The sequence below is a fragment of the Geodermatophilus sp. URMC 62 genome, from assembly GCF_052931475.1.
In genome coordinates, this window is the sequence record NZ_JBRFHY010000001.1 from 2,918,511 (window position 1) to 2,933,817 (window position 15,307).

15 protein-coding genes and 1 tRNA gene are annotated in these 15,307 nt (G+C 74.5%); 9 read left to right on the forward strand and 7 right to left on the reverse strand.

Going from position 1 to position 15,307, the window contains the following annotated elements:
* Positions 1-16 precede the first annotated feature (16 nt).
* From ACU616_RS14205 to ACU616_RS14215, 3 genes are read left to right on the forward strand one after another with little or no spacing between them, the layout of a single operon-like run.
* The gene (locus tag ACU616_RS14205; protein WP_446759100.1) at positions 17-751 is read left to right on the forward strand and encodes a YcnI family copper-binding membrane protein; all 735 of its coding nucleotides are present in this window, start codon (positions 17-19) and stop codon (positions 749-751) included.
* Positions 748-1,428 (forward strand): SCO family protein, encoded by a 681-nt coding sequence (locus ACU616_RS14210; protein WP_446759101.1) that lies wholly within the window; start codon positions 748-750, stop codon positions 1,426-1,428. The genes ACU616_RS14205 and ACU616_RS14210 overlap by 4 nt, the downstream gene beginning before the upstream one ends.
* 2 nt (positions 1,429-1,430) lie before the next feature.
* Positions 1,431-2,516: a hypothetical protein gene (locus ACU616_RS14215; RefSeq protein ID WP_446759102.1), complete on the forward strand. Its 1,086-nt coding sequence runs from the start codon at positions 1,431-1,433 to the stop codon at positions 2,514-2,516.
* Positions 2,517-2,602: 86 nt separating this feature from the next.
* Here the strand turns inward: ACU616_RS14215 and ACU616_RS14220 are convergent, their stop codons facing one another.
* Genes ACU616_RS14220 through ACU616_RS14235 form a run of 4 tightly spaced genes read right to left on the reverse strand, consistent with a single transcriptional unit; the run spans position 2,603 to position 6,900 of the window.
* A complete protein-coding gene (locus tag ACU616_RS14220) occupies positions 2,603-3,418 on the reverse strand; it encodes a phosphocholine cytidylyltransferase family protein (RefSeq protein ID WP_446759103.1) in 816 nt (271 codons plus the stop codon).
* On the reverse strand, positions 3,405-4,535 hold the full coding sequence (locus ACU616_RS14225; RefSeq protein WP_446759104.1) for a CDP-glycerol glycerophosphotransferase family protein: 1,131 nt from the start codon (positions 4,533-4,535) through the stop codon (positions 3,405-3,407). The genes ACU616_RS14220 and ACU616_RS14225 overlap by 14 nt, the downstream gene beginning before the upstream one ends.
* Positions 4,532-5,308, reverse strand: a complete 777-nt coding sequence (locus ACU616_RS14230) for an HAD family hydrolase (RefSeq protein WP_446759105.1) — start codon at positions 5,306-5,308, stop codon at positions 4,532-4,534. Before ACU616_RS14230 ends, ACU616_RS14225 begins: the two co-directional genes overlap by 4 nt.
* Positions 5,305-6,900 carry a mannitol dehydrogenase family protein gene (locus tag ACU616_RS14235; RefSeq protein ID WP_446759106.1) on the reverse strand — a complete coding sequence of 532 codons (1,596 nt, stop codon included), beginning with the start codon at positions 6,898-6,900 and terminating at the stop codon, positions 5,305-5,307. Before ACU616_RS14235 ends, ACU616_RS14230 begins: the two co-directional genes overlap by 4 nt.
* A 491-nt stretch (positions 6,901-7,391) precedes the next feature.
* Here ACU616_RS14235 and ACU616_RS14240 point away from each other — a divergent pair, with 491 nt between their 5' ends.
* The 3 genes from ACU616_RS14240 (at position 7,392) to ACU616_RS14250 (ending at position 8,888) form a co-directional block, all read left to right on the forward strand.
* Positions 7,392-8,447 (forward strand): M23 family metallopeptidase, encoded by a 1,056-nt coding sequence (locus ACU616_RS14240; protein WP_446759107.1) that lies wholly within the window; start codon positions 7,392-7,394, stop codon positions 8,445-8,447.
* A 107-nt stretch (positions 8,448-8,554) separates the two neighbouring features.
* A tRNA-Ala gene (locus ACU616_RS14245) sits at positions 8,555-8,627 on the forward strand.
* Positions 8,628-8,711: 84 nt separating this feature from the next.
* Positions 8,712-8,888, forward strand: coding sequence for a hypothetical protein (locus ACU616_RS14250; protein ID WP_446759108.1), 177 nt, complete (start codon positions 8,712-8,714; stop codon positions 8,886-8,888).
* A 219-nt stretch (positions 8,889-9,107) separates the two neighbouring features.
* Here ACU616_RS14250 and ACU616_RS14255 read toward each other — a convergent pair whose 3' ends face one another.
* The 3 genes from ACU616_RS14255 to ACU616_RS14265 all read right to left on the reverse strand — a co-directional run bounded on the left by ACU616_RS14255 (position 9,108) and on the right by ACU616_RS14265 (position 12,187).
* A complete protein-coding gene (locus ACU616_RS14255; protein ID WP_446759109.1) occupies positions 9,108-9,929 on the reverse strand; it encodes an HAD family hydrolase in 822 nt (273 codons plus the stop codon).
* Positions 9,926-11,401 (reverse strand): phospholipase D-like domain-containing protein, encoded by a 1,476-nt coding sequence (locus tag ACU616_RS14260; protein WP_446759110.1) that lies wholly within the window; start codon positions 11,399-11,401, stop codon positions 9,926-9,928. Before ACU616_RS14260 ends, ACU616_RS14255 begins: the two co-directional genes overlap by 4 nt.
* 210 nt (positions 11,402-11,611) lie before the next feature.
* Positions 11,612-12,187 (reverse strand): VTT domain-containing protein, encoded by a 576-nt coding sequence (locus ACU616_RS14265; protein ID WP_446759111.1) that lies wholly within the window; start codon positions 12,185-12,187, stop codon positions 11,612-11,614.
* Positions 12,188-12,615: 428 nt separating this feature from the next.
* Between ACU616_RS14265 and ACU616_RS14270 the strand changes: the two genes are divergently transcribed.
* From ACU616_RS14270 to ACU616_RS14280, 3 genes are all read left to right on the forward strand, one after another.
* On the forward strand, positions 12,616-12,879 hold the full coding sequence (locus ACU616_RS14270; protein WP_446761483.1) for a DUF6069 family protein: 264 nt from the start codon (positions 12,616-12,618) through the stop codon (positions 12,877-12,879).
* Positions 12,880-13,497: 618 nt separating this feature from the next.
* The gene (locus ACU616_RS14275; protein ID WP_446759112.1) at positions 13,498-14,034 is read left to right on the forward strand and encodes a flavin reductase family protein; all 537 of its coding nucleotides are present in this window, start codon (positions 13,498-13,500) and stop codon (positions 14,032-14,034) included.
* Complete coding sequence (locus ACU616_RS14280; protein ID WP_446759113.1) at positions 14,031-15,281, forward strand: bifunctional 3,4-dihydroxy-2-butanone-4-phosphate synthase/GTP cyclohydrolase II; 1,251 nt, start codon at positions 14,031-14,033, stop codon at positions 15,279-15,281. Before ACU616_RS14275 ends, ACU616_RS14280 begins: the two co-directional genes overlap by 4 nt.
* Positions 15,282-15,307: the final 26 nt, after the last annotated feature.

Here is a 15,307-nt window from a genome sequence, read left to right on the forward strand (position 1 = left end):
AGTGAGAAGGAGAACCGTGACCCTGTTCCTGCGACCGCTGGCCCGCGCCGGCGTCGTGCTGACCGCCGTCCTCGCCGCCCTGGTCGCGTCCGTCGTGCTCGCGACCGCCGCGTCGGCGCACGTGACGGTCGCCTCGGACGACGCCACCCCCGGCGGCTACGGGAAGCTGACCTTCCGGGTGCCCAACGAGAGCGACACCGCGAGCACCGTCGACGTGCGCATCTCGATCCCCGCCGACGCCGCGATGGCCTCCCTGCAGACGCAGCCGGTGCCCGGCTGGACGGTCTCGACGACCTCGGCGACGCTCGACGAGCCGGAGGAGGTGCACGGCCAGCAGATCAGCGACTACGTGTCGGTCGTGGAGTTCCGCGCCGACGCCGGCGGCGGCATCGCCCCCGGCCAGTTCCAGGAGTTCTCGCTGTCGGGCGGCCCCTTCCCCGACGCCGACTCCCTGAGCTACCCGGTGGTGCAGACCTACAGCGACGGCACCGAGTCGGCCTGGATCGAGCCGACCGTCGAGGGCCAGGCCGAGCCGGAGAACCCCGCTCCCGCGCTGTCGCTGACGGCAGCGGCGGACGGCGGGACGGCGGCGTCCACCGCGACGGCGGCCGCGGACGAGCACGCCCACGGCGGCGCGGTGAGCGACGAGCCGGCCGGCCTGGCCCTGTTCCTGGCCCTGCTGGCGCTGGCCGTGGGCATCGCCGGCGTCGTCCTCGCCTACCGGGCGGGTCGACGTACCGTGTCCTCGTGACCCCTCCCGCGCGCGGCCGGCTCGCCGCGCTGCTCCTCTCCGCCGGACTGGTCCTGTCCGCCTGCGGCTCCGGGAACGACACCGCGTCGGCCGGGGAGGGCCACGACCACACGAGCGGCGACCACTCCGGCGGGGCGGCGGCCTCGCTGGAGGGGCCGGGCGACGTGTACGCCGGCATCGACCTGCGCGACCCCTACCAGCGGCCCTCGTTCACCCTCACCGACACCTCGGGCGCGAGCTACGACTTCGCGTCGGCGACGGCCGGGCGGCCGACGCTGCTGTTCTTCGGCTACACCAACTGCCCGGACGTCTGCCCGTCGACGATGGCCGACGTCGCCCTCGCCCTGCGCGACGTCGACCCGGCGCTGGCCGAGCAGGTGCAGGTCGTGTTCGTCACCACCGACCCGGCCGCCGACACCCCCGCGGTGCTGGGGGAGTACCTGGCCCGCTTCGACGCCGACCTGCCCACCCGGTTCGTGGGGCTGACCGGCGCCCAGGACGCGATCGACCAGGCGCAGCTGTCGGCCGGGGTGCCGCTGGCCGAGGAGGACGGCCGGCTGCACAGCTCGCTGCTGCTGCTCTACGGCGCCGACGACCAGGCGCACGTCGCCTTCGACGCCGGCAACACCTCGCGGGACATCGCCGGCGACCTCCGCGCGGTCGCCGCCGCCTCCTAGCGGTGGCGCGACGGCACCGGGCGGCCGGGCGGCTGGCCGTCGTCGTCCTCGGCCTGCTGGCCTGGCTGGCCCTGGCCGGGCCGGCCGCGGCGCACGTCGGCGGGGAGGTCGCCGGCAGCGACTTCGACGGCCGGGTGACCTCGGTGCAGCCGGCGGTGCCCGGGGTCGCCGTGCGGGTCCTGCAGTTCGGCGACGAGCTCGAGGTGGTCAACACCACCGGCACCGAGGTGACCGTGCCGGGCTACTCCGACGAGCCCTACCTGCGGATCGGCCCGGACGGCGTCTGGCGCAACGCCCACAGTCCGGCCACCTGGGTCAACCTCGACCGCTACGGCCGGGCGACGGTCCCGCCGGAGGCCGACCCCGCCGCCGAGCCCGAGTGGGTGCAGGTCTCCACCGAGGCGCAGTACGTGTGGCACGACCACCGCACGCACTGGATGAGCGAGGGGCAGCTGCCCCCGGTCGTGGCGGCCGACCCGACCCGGGCGCACACCGTGTCGGAGTGGACCGTGCCGATGGCGCACGGCTCGACGCCGGTGACCGTGCGCGGAGTGCTCACCTGGAGCCCGCCGCCGTCCCCGGCGCTCACCTGGACGCTGCACTCGGCGCTGGCCGCCGCCGTCGCCGCCACCGGCCTGCTGGCCCGCACGGCACGGCCGCTGGGCTGGGCGATGGCCCTCGGCGGGGTCGTGGCGCTGTGGCACGCGGCCGGCACGCCCGAGCCGCCGGTGACGGTGTCCTCGCACGCCGCGGCGGTGCTCTCCGCGCTGCCGCCCGCGGTCACCGCCGCGCTGGTCGCGGTGCTGGGGGTCGTCGCCGGCCGCCGTGGCCGCGGGGTGGTGACCGGGCTGTGCGCCGTCGTCCTCGGGTGGCTGCTGCTCGTGCAGGGCCTGCCCGACGTCGACGTGCTGTGGAGCGCGCACGTGGTCAGCAACGGCCCGCCCGTGCTCGCCCGGGTGGCGGTCGCCGTCCTGGTGGCCGGCGGGGCCGGGCTCGTCGTGGCGGGACTGGCCGCGGCGCGCCGGTTCCGCGACCCGGAGCCGGCCGCCGCCGGCCGGCACGCCCCGGAGCCCCAGCCGGCCGGCTGAGGCCCCGGCGCGGGTGACGTGCTGGAACGGCCCCCCTGCAGGGTCCCGCCGCGAGCCTGCGAGTGGCGGGAGGCAGGGGGCCTTCCTCAGGCGCCGTCGGGTACCGGGTGCAGGTGCTGGCGCGCGCTGGAGAGCATCGCGTTGGCCCGGTCGAGGTCGGCCTCGAAGTCGACCTCGACGGCGGCGAACTGCGAGATGTCCAGCGGCCGGAACCGCAGGCCGGCCTCGGCGATCGCCGTCTCCATGCCGCGCTCGAAGTAGTCCTGGTCGCCGACGGCGTCGAGGTGCTCGACGAGGGTGGCCTTGTCCGCCGAGGACACGTAGTTGATCCCCACGGCCTCGCCGAGGCCGCCGGTCACCGTCTTCGACAGCCCGGCGATGAAGCCGTCCGCGTCGAGGGTGTACTTGACCTCCTCGTCGGCGACGGTGGAGGTGTCGACGCAGACGAAGCTCTCGTCGGCCTCCAGCGCCGGCAGCACGGCCTCCAGGACGGCGGCGTCGAACACGACGTCGCCGTTGAGCCACAGCGCCCCGCCCTCGCGGGTCGTCCGCAGCCCGCGCAGCAGGCTCTTGGAGGTGTTGGTCCGCGCGAAGTGCGGGTTGTAGGCGAAGCGCAGGTCGGGTGCGGCCTGCATGAGCAGCTCGCACTGGAAGCCGACGACGGCGGTGACGTCGACGGCCGGGCCAAGCACCTGCTCGAGCGTGTCGAGCTGGCGGTGCAGGATGCTGCGCCCGTCGACCAGCGGGGTCAGCGGCTTGGGCAGCGGTCGGCCCAGACGGGTGCCCATCCCGGCGGCCAGGATGACCACCTGGGGAGAGCCCGGCCGTGGGCGGGCGCCGGGCCGGGCGGCGAGCGTCCTGCCGTGCAGGTGGGCGGTCTTCGCGAGGTCAGCGATGCGCACTGGGGTCCCCTCCTCGGGTCGTCGCGGCCGCGTCGGCGGCGGATCCGCCGCGCGGGAAGAACAGGTCGAGGACGCGCTCGGTGGCGTGCCCGTCCTCGAGGGCGGTGAAGGTCTCCCGGAACCGCGCGTAGCGCTCGGCGTGCGCGGCGGTGACCCGGTCGAGGTCGGCGACGGCGTCGAGCAGCTCGTCGCCGGTCGACAGCAGCGGCCCGGGCGCGATCTCGTCGATGTCGACGTAGAAGCCGCGCAGCCGGTCGCGGTAGTCGGCCAGGTCGTAGGTGAACAGCAGGATCGGCTTGCCGGTGACCGCGAAGTCGAACATCGTCGACGAGTAGTCGGTGACCAGGAGGTCGGCGGCGAGGTAGAGGTCGCGGATGTCGGGGTGGTTGGACACGTCGCGCACCGGAAGGCCCTCGATGGACTCCAGCCGGTCGGAGACCATGCTGTGCAGCCGCAGCAGCAGCACGTGGTCCCCGCCGAGCCGCTCGGTGAAGGCGGCGAGGTCGACGGGCAGCTCGAAGTCCCGCTCTCCGGTGCCCTCGAACACCAGGTCGTCACGCCACGTGGGCGTGTAGAGGACGACCGTCCTCCCCTCGTCGATGCCGAGCTGTGCGCGCACCTCCGCGCGGACCTGGTCGCGCCGGGGGCTGCTGAGCAGGTCGTTGCGGGGGTAGCCGGTCTCGTGGATCGGGCGGGGGAAGCCGAAGGCCTGCCGGAAGCGGGCGGTGCTGTACGCGTTCGGCGAGAGCATCGCGTCCCAGCGGGCGATGTCGTGCTCGAGGTAGGCCAGCCGGCCCTCCGGCGCCCACAGCACGTCGTTGTGGATCCGCTTGAGCGGGGTGCCGTGCCAGGTCTGCAGGTAGAAGGCGTCCGGCCGCTTCTCCCAGTCCAGCGGGACGTGGTCGTTGGAGACGACGACGTCGGCCGCCTCCAGCGCGGCGATGCTCTCCGGGCTGCCGAAGTGGATCGTCTCGACGTCGGCCGGGAACGCGCCCTCGGCGACGGCGGAGGTCAGCCAGGTGTGCTGCACGTCGTCGCCGCGGGCGACGAGTGCCTCGTAGATCGCGCGCGGGCTGTCGGAGAACAGGCCGCGGAAGCTGGTGTAGACGATCCTCATCGACCACCTCCGGTCAGGACGGGCAGCAGCAGGTCGGCGAGCTCCTGCCAGGACCCGACGACGGTGAGGACGCCGGCCTCCCGCAGGGCGGCCTCCCGCTCGGCGCGCTCGGCCGGCTGGACGAAGAGCAGGTTGCCGACGGTGAGGCAGCCGGCGCGCACCGCCGACAGGGCGCCGGGGACGGAGTCCTCCACCGCGAGGCCGGCTCCCGGCGCGATGCCCAGCTGCTCGCAGGCGTGCAGGTAGACGGCCGGGTCGGGCTTGCTTGTCGGCGTGGGCAGGGAGTCCTCGGCGCTGAAGCGGGCCTCCGGCGGGATCAGCTCGTCGAGCCCCGTGGCGGTGAAGCAGGCGGCCAGCCGGCGCAGCGCGCTGGAGCTGACCGCGGCCAGGCGCAGGTGCGGCGCGAGCGCGACGAGGGCCGCGGTGGTCTCCGGGTGCGGCCGGAGGTGCTCGCCCAGGTACGCGGTGACCGCGCGGCGCTCCTCGGCCACCCACGGCTCGACGTCGACCTCGGGGCGGCCGGACTCGGCGGCCAGCCGCCGCGCCGTCGACCGGAAGTTCATGCCCGTGGTGGCCAGGCGCAGCTCCTCAGCGGTGAACCGGCGGGCGTCGCCGAGCTCGGCCAGGAAGCGGTTGGTCACCTCGGCCGAGGCGACGAAGGCCGGCTCCTCGGACGGGAACAGGTTGCCGTCGGCGTCGCAGAGCAGGGCGGTGAGGCCAGTGACGACGTCGCGCGGGAGGACCGGCCCCTCCGTGCGGGGGACGGCGGTCACCGGGCGTCCGCGGGCGGGATGCTGAGGACCGGCGCGGGCGGCGTGCTGGCGGCCGTGAGGGCGGCGACGGTCGCCCGGACGCCGTCGCGCTCGAGCCGGCGCAGGACGGCGGCCAGCTCGTCGGCGAAGCCGGGCACGCGGCCGAGGTCCCCGAACACCGGCTCGTCGGCCAGCAGCGGCCGCGGGTCGGTGCCGCCGGCGCGCGCGAGGGCCTGCAGGTGCGGGCCGCGGTCGTCCTCCACCGGCAGCGGCCGGCCGGCGTCGTCGGTCTGCTGCAGCCAGCGCACCCAGCCGGCGACGGCGAGGGTGAGCAGCGCGTGCGGCCTGCCCTGGGCCAGCGCCTCGCGCAGCGAGGGCAGCAGGTGGTGGGGCAGCTTGGTCGAGCCGCGGCGGCACAGCCGGGAGAGCCGGTCGGCGATGGCCGGGTTGGCGAAGCGCTGCAGCAGCACGGCCTTGTACCCGGCGAGGTCGATCCCCTCGGGGCAGGGGATGAGCGGGGTCACCTCGTCGTCCATGAGCGCGGTGACGTAGGCGGCGAAGACGGGGTCGCCCATGAGCACGTCGATGCGCTCGTGGCCGGCGAGCGTGCCCAGGTAGCCCAGCGCCGAGTGGCTGGCGTTGAGCAGCCGGGTCTTCATCAGCTCGTACCCGGTGACGTCACGGACGAAGCGGACGCCGACCTCGTCCAGCGGCGGGCGGCCGTTGCAGAACGCGTCCTCGATGACCCACTGGGAGAACGGCTCGGTGACCACCGGCCAGCGGTCGTCGACGCCGTAGCGGCGGGCGAGGGCCGCGCGCTCCTCCGGGGTGGTCTGCGGCGTGATCCGGTCGACCATGCTGCTCGGGAAGGCCACCCGGTCGGTGATCCAGCGGGCGAGCACCTCGTCGCGCAGGGCAGCGAAGCCGACGACGGCGGCGCGGGTGGCATCGCCGTTGCGGTGCAGGTTGTCGCAGGACAGGACGGTGAACGGCCGGGTGCCCGCCCGCCGCCGGCGGTCGAGCGCCTCGACGAGGAAGCCGAACACGGTCCGCGGCGCGTCGGGGTGGTCGACGTCGTGCCGGACGTCGTCGTCGACGGTGAAGGCGCCGGAGGCGGGGTCGAGCAGGTAGCCCGCGCCGGTGATGGTCATCGTCACCAGCCGGGTGCGCGGGTCGGCGAGCCGGTCGAGGACGGCGCCGGGGGCGTCGGGGGCGAACAGGTAGTCGGTGAGGACGCCGACCACCCGGGCGCGCTCGCCGTCGGGGCTGCGCTCGACGACGGTGTAGAGGTTGTCCTGCGGGGCGAGGGCCTCGTGCATGTCCCGGCGCCGCAGGCCGACGCCGACGACGCCCCACCGGTCGGAGACGCGCCGCTCGGCGACCTCGTCGAAGTAGGTGAGCTGGTGGGCGCGCGAGAAGCCGCCGACGCTCAGGTGCACGACGGCCGGGACCAGCGCCGAGCGGTCGTAGGTGGGGACGGTGAGCCGGGCCCCGTGCTGCTCGAGCGTCGCGTCGGTCAGCGGCCGGATGCGGACGACGGGTGTCACCGTCGCCACCGCAGCGGTCGCGCCGGGCCGCGGGTCCTCCCGCGAGGGGCGCTCGGGCTGTGCCATCGAGGCATCGGTCCTTCCTGCTCGGGCCGGGGTGGGGCCGCGCTCGGGTGGGGCGGCGCTGGGTGCGCCGCACCCACGGGGGTGGGGCGCGCCCGAGGGCCGCACCGGGTTGATCATGGGACCATCCGGTCCCGTCGTGCACACCCGGGTGGTGCGACGGCCGGTGTACCGGCGACGTCCCCGGCGGATCGTCCGCGGCGGACCGACGGCGGCTGGCCCGCGGTTCTGGAGACCTGGCGGTGGCGCTCGTCGGGCCGGCGCACCTTTTCGACGCCGGGGGAGCCAGCATGCCCCACCTCCGGGGGCCGCAAACCCGGATCCGGCGTGGCGTGATCGAGGACACAGTGGCGTGTCCGCCTGCGACACGCCGCACCGATCGTCACGAAGTGGTCACGTGGTGTTTGGATGCGTACGACCGAATCGGGGGCTCGCCTGAGCCCGCTCCCCACGAGACGGGCAGGTGCATGGGCGACCACCGGAGGACCGCGGACGTGCTCGTCCGCCCTGCCAGCGGATCGCACCGGGCGGTCCCGGGTCCCCGGACCGGCGGCCACCGCCGCGCCGACGTCCGTCGTCCGGCCGACCGCCGGGTCTCCGCGCTGCGCGGCTTCCCCCCGGTCCGCCCCGAGGGCGCCGCGTCCCTCGTCGCCGTCGTCCCCCCGCCGCGAGCGACCCTGGACGACGTCGCCGTCCGGGTGCCGGCCGTCCTGCCGACCACGGTGCTGCCCGTGGCGGAGCAGACGGCCGAGGTCCCGGCCGCCGGGGTCGCCGACGTCGGCGTGCTCGACGTCGTGGCAGCCCCGGAGGGTGGCGTCGCCGTCGACCCGGCTCCCGTCGGGGCCCCCCGCACCGCCCGGCGGCCACGCGCCCGCGACCGCCGCCCGCACCTGCTGCTCGCCGCCCTGGTGGTCGGCGCCCTGGGCGCCGGCGCGTTCGGGCTGCACGGGACCTCCGACGCCGCGGCCGGGTCGTCCGCGGTGCAGATCGCCCAGGACGAGCTGATGACCGGGGACGAGGCCGTCGAGGTCATGCCGATGGCCTCGATCACCGAGGCCGAGGCCCAGGCGCGGCTGCAGGAGGTGGCCGCGGCCCGCGCCGAGCAGGCCGCCGCCGAGGCCGCCGCCGCCGAGGCCGCCGCGGAGGCGGCCCGACCCAAGACCGTCCTGCCCGTCGAGGGCGCGCGGTTCACCAGCGGGTTCGGCGGACGGTGGGGGACCTTCCACTACGGCATCGACCTGGCCGCGCCCATGCGGACGCCGGAGATGGCGGCGGCCGACGGCGTCGTGGTGCGGGCCGGTGCGGCCAGCGGGTTCGGCCTGGCCGTCTACATCCTGCACGAGAACGGCGACGTGACCGTCTACGGCCACATGGACGAGATCCTCGTCGAGCCGGGGCAGTACGTGGAGGCGGGGGAGACCATCGCGCTGCTGGGCAACCGGGGTCAGTCGACCGGCCCGCACCTGCACTTCGAGGTGCACCAGGGGGGCATGAACGGCCAGCGGATCGACCCGGTGCCGTGGCTGGCGGAGCGCGGCGTCGAGGTCTGAGCACCGGCCCCGCGACCGCGCGACGCGCGGCCACCCCCGCCGCGGTCGCGCCCGCCCGGCGTTGTACAGTTTCACCTGGCCCGAGCGAGACGGGCGGGCCGAGGTACGGGGCTGTGGCGCAGCTGGTAGCGCACCACACTGGCAGTGTGGGGGTCAGGGGTTCGAGTCCCCTCAGCTCCACCCCTCTGACCAGGCCGTTCTCCCTCTGGGAGGACGGCCTGAGTCGTCTGTGGTGCCAGCATGGTGGCCACTGGAGCAGATGTGGTGCCTGCTCACATCGAGGACGACCCGGTCGACGTCCGCATCACCCGACCGGATGGCCCTGGCCTGCTGGCCAGTGACGGCGAGATCGCCCTCGGCCCTGCGGAGATGGACTACGAGAAGCTGGCCCGGAGCCTGGTCGTCCACCGATCGTCGGTCGGCGCAATCCTCGGGCGCTGAGCCGCCCGGCACACGGGGTCCCAGGCACTGACCGGGCGGGGCTGCTCGGAAGGCCCGGCTCCGCGAGGAGCTCCGACGCCCCTGAGCCGATCGGGATCCCGCCGTCATCGACGACACCGCCCTCCACCGACTCGGGGGACCCTGCTCCTCCGGCCGTGTCGGAGGAGACTTCCCAGGCGCGGCCGTGTCGCGGGTTCCGCGGCTGTCAGCCGAGTTCGGTCACTGCCGGCGGCGTCGGCCGAGCGACAATCCGATGGCGATGCCACAGCTGATCAGGCCGCCGACCGGGACGACGGGCGGGACACCGACGAGGAGTTGCCGGCGGGCGGGCCTGAGTTCGTGCACGGCCCAGCCTCGTCGTACCGCCCCTTCGAGCAGCCGCGGCTCGGGATTGACCGCGTGGGGATGCCCGACCGCGGCGAGCAGGTCCCGATCGTCGTAGGAGTCGGAGTACGCGTGGCTGCGTTCCAGCCCGATGCCCTGCTCGGCCGCGAGCACCCGAACGGCGGCCAGCGACACCGGGCCGTGCATCAAGCCGTCCGGGAGCCGACCGGTGAAATAGCCGTTCCCGTCCGTCTCGGCCCGTGTGCCGATCGCGCCGTCGAGTTCCAGTGCCGCGGCGACCGGCCGCGCCAGCTCGATGGGGCTGGCGGTCACCAGGTAGACCAGGTCGCCGGCGGCGCGATGCGTGGCGATGATGCGGGCCACGTCGGGATACACCCGCGGGAGCACCTCCTGCGTCGCCAGGCGCCGGCTCCAGTCCTCGAGGTCGGCGCTCCTGAGGCCGGTGACGGCAGCCATCGTCTCCCGGCGCAGCCGGGCGCTCTGCTGCTCCCGTCCGCCGAAGAAGACCTCCGCCACGTGACGGGCGGTGCGGGTCAGGGCCTCTCCGATGGAGTACACGTCCCGGTCCCTCAGGTCACGGAACAACAGGGACAGCGAGGACCCACTGATCAGCGTCCGGTCCAGGACCAGGAACGCCGCGGTTCTGGGCGCCGCCCCGCCGTCATCCACGTGCGGGCGTCCGACGGGCACGGTCACGAGGTCTCCTCGGAGCGGTGGTACGGGGTCACCGGCACCAGAACCTGCTCGGCGGGCGCGAAGCCCACAGGTCTCCCGGCTCGCTGCCAGGTCTCCGGATCGGCACCAGGCGGCAGCCACTGCGAGCGCCAGATGCCGAGGGCGAGGTCCAGGTCCTCCAGCGCCGGGCGCAGGTGCGCGGGGACCGGGGTGCGCAGGTGCTCGGCCCACAGGCGGACACGGAGGTCGCGGACGGCGGTCCCGTCGGTCACCAGGGCACAGCTCAGTTCGCTGTCCGTGCCGGCCATGGAGCGGCTGAAGAAATTGGCCGACCCGACGCAGGCGAAGGCGTCGTCGACCAGCACCAGCTTCGTGTGCACGGTGAGGTGCTGCACGCGGTGCATGACGACGTTGCTCCGCTGCGCAGGCGGGAGCCGCCGGATGACCTTGTGCCGCAGATCGCGGGTCACCGTGCGCTTGAGCTGGTCGACCCCGCCGTCGGCTGGGTCCTTCCGCCCGGAACCGACCAGGATCACCTTCACCCCACGAGCGGCGGCCTGCCGCAACGGCTCGTAGAGCTCCAGCCGCCGTCGGCCCCCGGGCATCTCGTGGAAGTACTGGTCCTCCAGGTAGACGTAGCGGCGGGCGCCCGCGATGGCCGTGGCGAGGGTCCGGTAGACCTCCTGGACGCCTCCGTGCGGCAGCGTCGTCCAGCGCACCCTGTTCAGGCCGAACCACTCGTCGATCTTCCACGGACTGAACGAGCGCAGGACCTGGACGGCGTTGCCCTCCGCCGAGCGCGGCGGGGTTGCGGGCGCCGGTGGCACCTGCATCGGGTGCAGCGGCGGGTTGAGCACCACGAGTGACGCCGGCGGCAGGTACATGTACCGCCGCGGCAGCGTGGCGGTCTCCTGCCACCGCAGCCGGTAGTTCTCCCACACCCTCGCGGCCGCAGGACCCGTGATGCGAGCAGCACCGTCGTGCCACCCCCACCGCTGTCCCTCGCTCCGCAACCGGTCGTGCGGCGTCGCGTCGTAGCGGCTGCTGACCAGGTCGATGCCACCGACGAACGCGCTGAGCTGTCCGCCGACGTGCAGCAGCACCAGCTTCTGGTGGTTGGAGCCGATGCCGGCTCCGGACCAGTCGAGCAGCACGCGATCCCGCAGCGGCGGGGCGAGCACCTCGGGCCGCTCGGCCGGGAGCCACCCGCGCATCGCACGTGCGGTGAAGACGTTGTCCCGGAAGGGGCCGATGCGCGGCCAGGGCAGCGAGCCGCTGAAGACCGCTCCGGTCAGCAGCACCCGCACGTCGACCCCGTCGGCCGCCTTCTCCGCCAGCAGATCCGCGATCGCCTGGTGACCCGGTTCTCCCGCCGCTCGTCCCGTGAGATCCGTGTCCGCATCCATCTGCAGGCCGGAGAGGAAGACGGAGTCTCCAGGGCCCGCGGCCGACAGGCCGGCGTGCAGTTGGCTGAAGTACTCCACTCCGTCCACGACCGCGTCCCAGGTCGAGTCGCCGGTGAAGACCGGGTTGTCGGGCGTGGACGGCGGCAGGTAACGCCGTGCCAGTTCCTCCAGCGAGGCGCCTGTGGCGATGACGAGGTCCCCTTCGTTCGGCCGGGCGTTCCTGGTGCGGCGTCCCGGCCCCGGCAGCGCGACGCCGATCGTGCACGAGGGCTGCCGCGCCCGCCGCGAGCCGGAGCTCTACCGCAGGCTGCGGACCGTCCGCTTGACGAGGTCCGGTCCGACTCCGATGACCAGCACGAGGATGACCGCCAGTGCGACGGCCTGCCACTCCTCGTCGAAGACGGCGCCCCCGACGGCACCGAGGCCGGCGTACAGGACCGCCCAGGCGACCACGGCGATCCCGTCACCGGCGAGGAACCAGGGCCACGACTGCCCGGTCACCACCGCAGCGAGCATGACCGGGATCCGGCCGCCGGGGACCAGGCGCGAGAGAACGAGCACCAACACCGGCCGCTGGCGCAGGCGCTGTTCCTCCGTCTGCTGCTTCTCCGGGGGGACCCGGCGGGCGTACCACCGGCGGATCGGCCCGCTGCCCCAGCGGAGCACGGCCAACAGCGCGGCGTCGCCCAGCAGCGCGCCGCCCGCCGCGGCGACGAGCACGAGCAGCAATCCGACGAGGGAGCCGTCGGTCATCGCCAGCGCCGCAGCGGCCCCGACAGCGGCTCCGGTGGGGACGACGGGTAGCAGCGCACCGATCGCCACGGTGACGAACACCACGACGTAGGTCACGACGTCGGCGCTCGTGGCGGCCACCGGCCGGTCTCACCAGGCGAGCACGGGCGACGCACCGGGTCACCCTACGGTCGAAGCCTTCATCCGGCTCCGGGACGACCGGACGGACAGGGACCGGCTCGGAGGGCTTCGAGCTCCTGCCCCGCTCGAGCACGACGAGGGCTGCCGGACATGCACGGGTCGGCCGGCGAGCGGTGGCGTCCCGAGCAGCAGCACGGCAGGAGCAGTTCACGTCGATGCTGGTCGGGGCCGCTGGCTCGGTCGCCGGATGACGGGCGTCGACCATCTGGGCGCCCGGCACACGCAGCTCAGCACGTGCCGAAGCTGACCCGGACGCCTGACGGCTGACCCCGAGGACGAGCGGCGGGCTCCGCCCGCTGCAGCGGCACGCACGGGCCAGGGGGCACGGGGCCTCGAGTACGTCGGGCCTTCCGTCCGCGCCGGTCGTCCTGCTGTGGACGGTCGTCGGCACCGTCGTCGGCGCTCTGGGGTGGCGGCTCATCACCCGGCGCAGTGCCCGCCCGGCGCGCCCGTCGCGCCGGCTGGCCCCCACGGTGGTCGTGGTCTCCCTCGTCCCGGACCTCCTGCTGCTCGCCGCCGATTCGATGCCCGGCACCAGCGTGCCCGCCGTGCTCTCCCTCGTGGCCGTGCACGTCGCCACCGCAGCGGTCGCCGTCCCCACCTACCGGCGGTTCCTGCCCGCCACCGACTGATCTCCCGCGGCGGCCGGGTGGGTCGGGCAGGTCCGCCCGCCGCCGCAGTCGACCCCGGAGCAGCCAGCGCTCGATCATGCTCGTGGGTGGTCGTCGACCGCACCGCCGGCCCGGTGGCCGAGCAGGTCCGCGCTCCCACCCCGGCGGGGTCGACGCGCTGGTCGAGCTCCACGGCATGGCCCTCGCCGGCACCCCGGTGGCCGCTGTGCGCCCGGCGGCGAGGTCGCCGCCGTCGCGGTGGTGCCTGACGAGGCCACCCTTGCCGCCGCGGGGCTGACCGGCACGTCTGCCATGGCCACCCCGACCCGCGATCGCTTCCGGGAGGCGCAGGCATCACGGCCGGGCAGGCGATGGCGGACTTTCGTCACTTCGCGCAGCGGCTCACGTTCGTAGTGTCCGTCTCGGTCCTGGAGATCACTGAACTGGAGTCCCCCCATGCCAACGCCTCGCGAGACGGTCAGAACTCGCGACACGCTCATCGGCGCGGGCGATCCGGGCGGTGTGCTCGACCCCTTAGACGAGAACGCAGCCGGACGGTCCGGGGATCAGGCTCCCAGCCCCGGCCACGAAGCCCTCGCGGGAGTCTCCGATGTTCACCATGCTCACCGAGAGGTCCCCATGACGCAGACCATCAGCAGGCCGGACGCCGTCGAGCCACAGGCCCTACAGGCCCTACAGGCCACGTTCCGCGACGTCATGGCCGCGGTCTGCACCCCGGTGTCCGTCGTCACCGCGATGGCCGACGGCCTGCCGCACGGCACCACCATCAGCGCCTTCACGTCGCTGTCGATGGAGCCGCCCATGGTGCTCGTGTCCCTGGACCGCTCGTCGGAACTGCTCCGGACGGTGCGTGGATCCGGCCGGTTCGGGCTGAACGTGCTGAGCAGCAGCCAGTCGACGCTGGCGTTGAAGTTCGCCACGAAGGGCGGGGTCGGCAAGTTCGCCGGCGTCCGGTGGGACGTCGAGGACGGCGTGCCCCGCCTGCCCGGCGCCGCCAGCTTCCTCGCGTGCGACGTCACCGACCTCGTCGAGGGCGGCGACCACGTCATCGTCCTCGGGCTCGTGCACGCCGCGGACACCGTCTCCGGGCCGCCGCTCACCTACCACGGTCGGGTCTTCGGCACGCACGCCGCGCTCGACGAGCTGTCGGCATGAGCCGCACCTCCCCGGCCGAGGCCGTCGGGACGGCGCTGGCCGCGCTCGCTGCCGGGCGCATGGTGCTGGTGACCGACGACGACGACCGGGAGAACGAGGGCGACCTCGTGATGGCGGCGGAGTTCGTCACCCGGGAGCAGATGGCCTTCATCGTCCGGCACAGCACCGGCATCGTCTGCACGCCGATGCCCGCCTCCCGGGCCGACGACCTGCGCCTGCCGCCCATGGTCGCGGAGAACACCGACGCGCACGGCACGGCCTTCACGGTCAGCGTCGACGTCGTCGGGACCGGGACCGGTGTCTCCGCCGAGGCGCGAGCAGCGACCGTCCGCGCGCTCGCCGACCCGGCCCTGACGCCGCAGGAGCTGCGCCGGCCCGGGCACGTCTTCCCCCTGCGGGCCCGCGACGGCGGAGTCCTCGTCCGTGCCGGGCACACCGAGGCGACGGTGGACCTGCTCACGCTGGCCGGTCTCTCCGGCGTCGGCGTCATCAGCGAGGTCGTGGCCGACGACGGCTCGATGCGCCGTGGCACCGACCTCGAGGCCTTCGCCGCGGAGCACGGCCTGCCCGTCCTGGCGATCGCCGACCTCGTCCGCTACCGCCGGGCCACCGAGCGTCTCGTCGAGCCGGTGGCCACCTCCACCATGCCCTCGGAGTTCGGCGAGTTCCGAGCCGTCGCCTACCGCAGCACCGTCGACGGGACCGAGCACCTCGCCCTGGTCCTGGGTGACGTCGCCACTGCCGGCTCCGGCGACGCAGGCGTGCTGGTGCGCGTGCACAGCGAGTGCCTGACCGGCGACATCCTCGGCTCGCTGCGCTGCGACTGCGGTGCCCAGCTGGAGCAGGCCCTCAGGGCCATCGCCGCCGAGGGCTGTGGCGCCGTCGTCTACCTGCGCGGGCACGAGGGGCGCGGCATCGGCCTCGGGCACAAGATCCGCGCCTACGCGCTGCAGGACCAGGGTATGGACACCGTCGACGCGAACACCGCGCAAGGCCTGCCCGTCGACTCCCGCAGCTACGGTCTGGGAGCCCAGATCCTGGGCGACCTCGGCATCCGGCGGATCCGCCTCATCACGAACAACCCGGCCAAGTACGGCGGTCTCGAGGGCTACGGCCTCGAGCTCGTCGGCCGGGTGGCCCTGCCCACCGTGCCCACGCCGCACAACGTCCGCTACCTCAGGACCAAGCGCGAGCGGATGCAGCACGCCCTGGACGACGGCGTCCTGGGGGAGACGGGCCTCCGGTAGGGGGCGCAGGAGCGGACCCACGTCAC